Source organism: Candidatus Electronema sp. TJ, assembly GCF_048287355.1.
GTDB lineage: Bacteria > Desulfobacterota > Desulfobulbia > Desulfobulbales > Desulfobulbaceae > Electronema.
In genome coordinates this window covers 1-6,253 of the sequence record NZ_JBLWEP010000141.1, presented here as the reverse complement: position 1 = coordinate 6,253, position 6,253 = coordinate 1, and the positions used below count along the sequence as shown (strand labels likewise).

The window sequence follows — 6,253 nt, the reverse complement described above, 5'->3', positions numbered from 1 at the left end:
CTGCTGCTGACCTGAACCATGACGAACTGGCCCGGAGAGGCCGCAGCGGCGATCTCCGGCGCATGGACGGTGAGCCGGAAGACCTCGGCGGACAGGCGGTCGTTGGCGAGGATGCGGGAAAGCTGGGAGGTGGGCATCAAAGCATGTTCTGGCAAAATTCGATCTCGTTCATTAACAATGCCGCTGCGGCAAGTTTCTCTTTGCCCAGTCAAACTTGGCGCATCAAAATCTATATTCCTGCTTGAACTCTCACGGCGGCTTTGCGCAATTTCTTTGAAAATCTGGCGCAGGCTGCTGTCAGCTGCCCATGAGCCGCAGAGTTCATCGACTATTTTTATTTTTTCATCATTCATGCCTTCAGCTCTATCATCGCAGCAAGGATGCCGATGATTCGTCCTGGGGTGTCGTCAAGATTGTAGTCTTTCAGATCAAGATGAACCGAGCTGCCAGCCAGTTTCATGAATTTCCAAGCTGTTCCGCTGGTGACTGCGCCATAGACGGCTGACATGCCTTCGCCGTCCTGCGCGTTGAATTGCTGCGCCGCCACCATCTCAGCAATGCACTGCCCGATTCCGCTCATGATGTTTTCATTCTTCGCTTCAACAACAGCGATGACCGGCGCTTTGACAAAAAGCTGCTCAGGAGAGCGGCTGATCAGAAAATCACAGAAGCCGTTCAGGCCCCGCTCTTTGTCAACGTTGAACTCAACGCCGGAGAAAAAGCTGATTTTTCTGTCGAAGAGCCGCCGCAGCTCAAGCAGCACATTGGCAATGATCAGTTCCGACCGCGCTTTTTCTGTATTGATGGCAACAGCAAGCGGAATGTTTTCCTCCAAGGTCTTGGAAAACGCACCGCTGACGTGCGCCGCCTCAATCTGCGAGAAGATGCCCGCTTTCTCAACTATCTCCAGGCTGAAATCGCGCTGCGCCTGCCGGATGGTGAAGTCGCTGTAGGGCATAATCAACCTGTCATGTTCCTGCTTAGGAATGTTCTGCCGCAAACATCAGCAAAGGCGCGGCGGCAAACAATCCCTGCTGCTCAACCAGCCGCGCGTCGAGCTTCTGTTTGACGGCTTTCAGGTCAAAGTCGCTGTAGGGCATGATGATTCCAGCTGAAAAAGGAACAGACGCAAAATCGGGCGGTGCTTTGGATGTCAGTCAGGTATAATACCCGGCACAGGCTTCTGCTTCAACAAAAACACTCCGCTGCACGGAGGCGGACAATGGACACGATCTATTTCATTTACAGTTTGATCTTCGGCGCGCTGGTCGGCTCCTTTCTCAATGTGGTCATTCTCCGCCTGCCGGAGGAAGGCCAGTCCGTGGTTTTCCCGGCCTCGCACTGCCCGAAATGCCAGACCAAGCTGCGCTGGTTCGAGAACATCCCTGTTCTGAGCTGGCTGGCGCTGCGGGGAAAATGCCGAACCTGCAAGGCTCCCATCTCGCTGCAATATCCAGTGGTCGAATTGAGCATGGCCCTGCTTTCCGGGGCGCTGTGGCGGCACTTCGGCCCCTCTTTCGCCCTGCTCTATTACTTTCTCTTTGCCGCCGCGCTGCTGGCGATCATTTTCATAGACCTGGAGCACCAGATCATCCCCAATCAGATCAGCCTGCCAGGCATTGTCATCGGCTTTGCCGGCTCTTTGCTCAATCCCTGGGTCACGTGGCAGCAGGCCGGGCTGGGTGTGCTGTTCGGCGGGGGAATACTTTGGGGCGTGGCAGTTGGTTATGCCCTGCTGACCGGCAAGGAGGGCATGGGATTCGGCGATGTCAAGCTGCTGGCGATGATCGGGGCCTTTCTCGGCTGGCAGAGCCTGCTCTACGTGGTCTTTGCCAGCTCGCTGACCGGTTCGGTGATTGGCGGGCTGTCCCTGCTGCTGCAAAAGAAAGACAGTCAGACCCGCATTCCCTTTGGGCCGTTCCTTTCCTTGGCCGCTTTGTCGTGGCTCTTTTTTCAGAACAGCATCTTGGCGGCTTGGCAATGGTATTTGGGCATCATCTACTGACCGTCCGTCCTGCGCTGCGGCAGACAAGGCGCAACTGACGCAATTGACGGGCCGGCCAGCAGGAAGCGCTGCTGCTGGCCGGCCGCCTTTCTTCTTTTACAGCACCGCTGTCACCGTGTTGCTCGGTGTTCCTGCTCCAGCGGCATTCTCCGCAATGACCCGGAACTCAAGTTCCACGTTGCGGACCAAGTCTGTCAGTTCAATCTTCAAAGAAGTGGACGTGCCTTTCAGCTGCCACGCTCCAGCAGGATTGACTGTCCTCGCCTCCGCCTTGTAGAAAGCCGGTCTGCCGCCGCTTGTCGGCTTTTCCCAAACCAGCTGCGCTTGTCCCGCGCTTTGTCGGGGAATATCCAGGCTGCCTGGCTGGCCTGGAGGAGCAAGCGGAGTCGGCTCCGCTCTTGGTCCCCAGCCAATCAGGCTCAAGTCCGCCGGAGTTCTGGCGGTGAATTCCGCATATGAGACATTGTTCTTCATAGTCCCGGTCAAATCGGAGAAAGCGTCGGTTTTGACCTCTGTGGCCGCCTTGGACGCGGCCTGCGCCGCGAGCTGCGCATCATGCGCGGCTGCGGCTGCGTCCCGCTCTGCCTGCATTTGCGCCACAGACACAGGGGGTGATGGAAATACTTCTGGATTGGCGGTGAAACCTGCGATCATGCTGTCCGCAAGCGCCAGAATGTGAGCAGCATCCAAAGGAAATTGAGCCATGTCAGTCCTCCATTGAATTTGATGTGCCGCAGATGAGGCTTGATCTGCGCTTCATGAGACTCAATCCGCAGCTGATTCGCAGGTCATCCGCTCCAGACAGAACTTGAGCCGCGCCTGCTCAGGCTTCATTTGTAACGCGCAATGCTTGAAAGTGCAACAGATTAAACGCGAGGAGCTGCGGATCAGATTCGTTTTGCGGCGGATCAGGCCGCACGGGCGGCAGATTTTGCCGCTTGGCCTGCTGATTGCGCGGCTGAACTGCTGGCTGAAGCGTCTTGGGCCGCGCCTTTGCTGACCCGTTCTGCGGATTTTTCCCGGTCAGCCGGGCAATGGCCCGCAGCTGCTGCGCGGCGCAGGACACGAGGAGCTGCTTTGCCGCTCTGCTGCGCCGCTGCGGTGTGATTTTTGTGGGAGGGAGGCAGTTTTTTGAGTAATCTGGCAGGAGATGCCTCGTCAGCGGCGCGAGAACGTTTGAACTGATCTTGTTGTGAGGGACTGCATGGATTGGATGGAACTGCTTAAAGCAGCATGGAACTGGGTGCCGAAAGATCCGGGCACCGTGTTGGACGGTTGGGGCCTCGCTGTGGCAGGTGTGCTCCTCAGCTGGCTCTATGCCCGCCTGCGCAAGCCGAAGGCGGTTTCTGTCCAGTCTGATGTCATCGCATTGCCGCCCGGAAGTGTGCTGACCATTGAGCAGTATAAGAAAGACCTGCTTGAGCAGCACGGAAATTACTTTCTGGAGAAGCAGAAACGGGAAGAGATTGAGCGGAAATTAGCCAATCTGGAGGAGAGCTATCAGGAGAAGCTGCGGCTGCTGGAAGACTCGAAGGAGAAATTGCAGCAGATGGCAGGCAGTCTGCCCAAGCAGCAGCTGGCCGAGGCTGAAGAGCGGCTGGCGCAGGGCGACACCGAGCTTGCCGAGCAGCTTTTTGACCAAGTGGCCGCAGAGACAGGCCAGACAGCGGCGGCGGCCCTGCTCCAAAGCGGGCGGCTGGCCGAGGACAGGCTGGATTACAACAAGGCCCTGCGCAATTATGCCGCCGCCGTTGCGCTTGCGCCGGACAATCCTGATTATCTGCTTGCTGCCGGGCAGATGGCCAGGACGATGGGCGATTATCAGCGGGCGGAAGAATGGCTGGAGCATCTGCTGGCAATCCGGGAACAGGAAGGCAAAGAGGATGAAGCACTGGCCCTTGCTCTGAATGACTTGGCAGTGGTGTATTACTCGCAGGGCCGTTATGAGGAAGCCGAGCCGCTGTATAAGCGTTCGCTGGAGATTTGGGAAAAAGCTCTCGGAAAGGAACACCCGCACGTAGCGGCAACCCTGAACAATCTGGCCGAGCTGTACAGAACGCAGGGCCGTTACGAGGAAGCGGTGCCGCTGTACAAGCGGTCGCTGGAGATTTGGGAAAAAGCTCTCGGAAAGGAACACCCGCACGTGGCGGCTGCCCTGAACAATCTGGCAGGGCTGTATCAAACGCAGGGCCGACACGAGGACGCAGAACCTCTATTCAAGCGGTCGCTGGAGATCGTTGAAATATCTCTTGGAAAGGAACATCCACATGTGGCCACAACCCTGAACAATCTGGCCGCGCTGTACCGTGCGCAGGGCCGTTACGAGGAAGCCGAGCCGCTGTACAAGCGGTCGCTGGAGATTTGGGAAAAAACACTGGGCAAAGACCATCCTGACGTGGCGGCTGCCCTGAACAATCTGGCCGCGCTATATGAATCGCAGGGCCGTTACAGGGAAGCCGAGCCGCTGTGTCAGCGGGCATTGGCTATCCTCAAAGCAGCATTCCCAAACGGCCACCCGGATATTGATACGGTTCAGGCAAATTACAACACGCTGAAGGAGAAGATGCAGGCACGGTAGGGGCGGTTCGCGAACCGCGCCCTACAGCGGGCCAAAGAGCAGCGGGCGGATGTCAGCCAGCATTTCCTGCGCAGGCAGCTTCAGGAGTATCTGGCAAAGCAGATGGAGATGGAAAAACAGGCATCCTGAACGCTCACAGCTTGTCTTTTGCCGCTGTCTGTGTCTTGCTGAACGGAAATTGATCCATTAGGCGGAATATCACGCTGAAGATCAAGAAGGTGAAGAAATATAAATCGCTGCTGAGGCGAGAATGCAGCTTTTTATTCTGACAAGAGAGGCTGAAAGGTGAATAGAAACTGTGCAATCAAGATAAGATAGTGTCTTTCATTAAAAATGAACTTTAAACCACGGTTGCTCTCAGGCTGCATTGATCAAAGATTCTTGATCAGCTTGTTCAGGTCGTCCATCAGGCGTTCAATTTGTGATTTATTGGCCTGTGTTTCTTGGCCGTAAATCGTGTATTTTATCGGCGGAAGCTTGCTTAAAGGGATCCCTTCGTGATTGATGATTGATGCAAGAGTGTTCCCGTCCTTAATATTTACAACCTTTCCATAATCAGCATCCAAGAAAATGTCAGCATGATTTTTCTTGACAGATGCCGCCAGTTTTTCGATTTCATCGACATGCGCTTGAAAGGCTTTTGCTGCGCTTTCCAAGTTTGTTCTTGATCTGTTCAGCACAAAGGAGTGAATCAGAGGCAGCCGAAGTCCGTTTTCGTGCGCATTTGAGTTGAACATTAAAAAAATATTCTCCTCCAGCTTCTCGGATGGCGACAAGGATATCCCATAAACCAGCTTGAACAAATTGATAACGCCGCGCAGCGATGCGGCATCAGCAGTGCATGGAATAATAATCCTGTTTGATGCCAGAACTGCCATTTCGGTGTAATTTGCAAAACTTGGATTGCAGTCAATGAAGAATATTTTCTTTCTGACCTCAGTCTCTTTTCTCTGCTCAAAGGATTCGATCAGATCATTCAGCAACATCCGGCTTTTTTTCCATGCCCCCCGCTCTGGAGCAGCACCAAGGTAGCTGATAATGCTTGAACAGATGTCCAAGTCCACATCGCCCGGCAAGAGAAATAAATTTTCCGGCATTTTATGGTTCGACTTGCAGACTCGAACAAAATAGTCAAGCTCTGTGCCCAGTTTAGCTGATTTCGACCGCTCATATCTGTCCTTTATATAACCGGCGATGGTTAAATTGTTCTCTCTGAATTTTGACAGATTCTGCTCGCCGGCTCCATTGCCTCCAAGAATCATTTCGGAAACATTTGATTGAGGACAGGCATCAACTATGACAACGTCCTCTTCAGGGTGAATCAGGGCGTACTCAACTGCAAGCATGTATGTCAAGAATGTCTTGCCAACTCCGCCTTTGTTGTTCCAGATCAGATATTTTGAATTTTTCATCTTTTCACCCTTGTCCTTTCAGGCTAACTTCTCGCAAACAGGCATCTTGGCCCTATGATGTACAGGATACTATGCGTTTCCAGCATAGTCACGAATAATTTAGCCGATCATGAGCTGAAGGTCCTGCGCAGGCAGCTTCAGGAGCATCTGGGGAAGAGACAGGAATAGTCCGCGTCGTCACTGCGGCTGGCCGGGATGTGCGTCCTGCCCTTCCTCTTTCACCGCAACAAACGAAGCGAAGTTGATCCAGCGGAAATA

Annotated in this window: 5 protein-coding genes; 2 read left to right on the top strand and 3 right to left on the bottom strand. The window is 54.2% G+C overall.

Going from position 1 to position 6,253, the window contains the following annotated elements; translation table 11 throughout:
* Positions 1–349: 349 nt before the first annotated feature.
* The gene (locus tag ACNKID_RS09830; protein WP_417913253.1) at positions 350–958 is read right to left on the bottom strand and encodes a hypothetical protein; all 609 of its coding nucleotides are present in this window, start codon (positions 956–958) and stop codon (positions 350–352) included.
* Between the two features lie 264 nt (positions 959–1,222).
* Between ACNKID_RS09830 and ACNKID_RS09825 the strand changes: the two genes are divergently transcribed.
* Complete coding sequence (locus ACNKID_RS09825) at positions 1,223–2,005, top strand: prepilin peptidase (protein ID WP_417913252.1); 783 nt, start codon at positions 1,223–1,225, stop codon at positions 2,003–2,005.
* A 96-nt stretch (positions 2,006–2,101) separates the two neighbouring features.
* Here ACNKID_RS09825 and ACNKID_RS09820 read toward each other — a convergent pair whose 3' ends face one another.
* Positions 2,102–2,710, bottom strand: a complete 609-nt coding sequence (locus ACNKID_RS09820; RefSeq protein ID WP_417913251.1) for a fibronectin type III domain-containing protein — start codon at positions 2,708–2,710, stop codon at positions 2,102–2,104.
* A 499-nt stretch (positions 2,711–3,209) separates the two neighbouring features.
* Here ACNKID_RS09820 and ACNKID_RS09815 point away from each other — a divergent pair, with 499 nt between their 5' ends.
* Positions 3,210–4,583 carry a tetratricopeptide repeat protein gene (locus tag ACNKID_RS09815; protein ID WP_417913250.1) on the top strand — a complete coding sequence of 458 codons (1,374 nt, stop codon included), beginning with the start codon at positions 3,210–3,212 and terminating at the stop codon, positions 4,581–4,583.
* A gap of 371 nt (positions 4,584–4,954) precedes the next feature.
* On the opposite strand, the gene ACNKID_RS09810 is transcribed toward ACNKID_RS09815, so the two are convergent.
* Positions 4,955–5,995, bottom strand: coding sequence for a ParA family protein (locus ACNKID_RS09810; protein WP_417913249.1), 1,041 nt, complete (start codon positions 5,993–5,995; stop codon positions 4,955–4,957).
* Positions 5,996–6,253 lie beyond the last annotated feature (258 nt).

What these genes read in the sequence shown, in the direction of transcription:
- ACNKID_RS09815 (WP_417913250.1), top strand. Translation starts at nt 3,210, where the DNA reads ATGGATTGGATGGAACTGCTTAAAGCAGCATGGAACTGGGTGCCGAAA.
- ACNKID_RS09810 (WP_417913249.1), bottom strand. Translation starts at nt 5,995, where the DNA reads ATGAAAAATTCAAAATATCTGATCTGGAACAACAAAGGCGGAGTTGGC.
- ACNKID_RS09830 (WP_417913253.1), bottom strand. Translation starts at nt 958, where the DNA reads ATGCCCTACAGCGACTTCACCATCCGGCAGGCGCAGCGCGATTTCAGC.
- ACNKID_RS09825 (WP_417913252.1), top strand. Translation starts at nt 1,223, where the DNA reads ATGGACACGATCTATTTCATTTACAGTTTGATCTTCGGCGCGCTGGTC.
- ACNKID_RS09820 (WP_417913251.1), bottom strand. Translation starts at nt 2,710, where the DNA reads ATGGCTCAATTTCCTTTGGATGCTGCTCACATTCTGGCGCTTGCGGAC.